The following is a 1,158-nucleotide window of genomic DNA, read 5'->3' on the forward strand; positions in this document are numbered from 1 at the left end:
CTAAGGATGCTCTGAACAAATCCTTCGGCGACAATAGCGCAAGGTTCGACGGATGACGACGATGCAGCTGAGCTTCGGGGACGCGGAACACACGGGCAAGCGCAAGAAGACGCGGCGCGAGGTCTTCCTGGCGGAGATGGAGCAGGTGGTGCCCTGGAACGCGCTGTTGGCGTTGATCGTTCCGCACTACCCGAAGATGGGCCAGCGTGGCCGACAGCCGTATCCGCTGGCGACGATGCTGCGCATTCACTTCCTGCAGCAGTGGTACGCGCTGAGCGACCCGGGCATGGAAGAGGCGCTGTACGAGATGCCGGTGATGCGCCGCTTCGCCCGCCTGGGTGGACTGGACAACATTCCCGACGAGACCACGATCCTCAATTTCCGACGGCTGCTGGAAACGCATGATCTGGCGCCGCAGATCCTGGAGCGGGTGAACGGGCACCTGGCACGCAAGGGCCAGAGCCTGAAAGCAGGGACGATCGTGGATGCCACGATCATCGCGGCGCCCAGCTCGACGAAGAACAAGGACGGCGAGCGTGACCCGGAGATGCACCAGACGAAGAAGGGCAACCAGTGGCACTTCGGGATGAAGGCGCACATTGGCGTGGACGAAGAGTCGGGCCTGGTGCACCACGTGGAATGCACGGCGGCGAACGTGAACGACGTGACGCAGGTGCACAAGCTGCTGCACGGCAAGGAAGACACGATTACAGGCGACAGCGGCTACACCGGTGCGGACAAGCGCGAGGAGTTGCAAGGCGTGGAGGCTGCGTTCTGGATTGCCGAGAAGCCGTCGAAGCTCCGTTCGATGAAGAACACGCGCGAGCGCAAGTACGCCGAACGCTGGGAGCACTTCAAGGCCAGCATTCGGGCGAAGGTGGAGCACCCGTTCCGGATGGTGAAGCGTCAGTTCGGCTACACCAAGGTGCGTTACCGCGGCCTGGCGAAGAACACGGCGCAGGTGCTGACGTTGTTCGCGCTGTCGAACCTGTGGATGGCGCGGCGACGTTTGCTGCAGCCGTCGGGGTAAATCCGTCTGGTGGACGGGGAAACCCGTCGAAAGCCGCCAGAAATGGCGCAATTTTGATCAAATCGAGGTCGATCGAGCGCTCGACGCTGAAATCCAAGCTTCAGGGCGCTTTGATCAGACCTTCCCTA

1 protein-coding gene is annotated in these 1,158 nt (G+C 62.1%); it reads left to right on the plus strand.

The window, feature by feature from the left end; genetic code table 11:
* Positions 1 to 61 precede the first annotated feature (61 nt).
* Positions 62 to 1,030, plus strand: coding sequence for an IS5 family transposase (locus tag AC06E9_RS19710; RefSeq protein WP_049447435.1), 969 nt, complete (start codon positions 62 to 64; stop codon positions 1,028 to 1,030).
* The last annotated feature ends 128 nt before the right edge of the window (positions 1,031 to 1,158 follow it).

This window comes from Stenotrophomonas sp. Steno-Z10-BAI, assembly GCF_056393115.1.

Bases quoted from the DNA above. Each gene is read 5' to 3' on its own strand.
- AC06E9_RS19710 (WP_049447435.1), top strand. From the start codon at position 62: ATGCAGCTGAGCTTCGGGGACGCGGAACACACGGGCAAGCGCAAGAAG.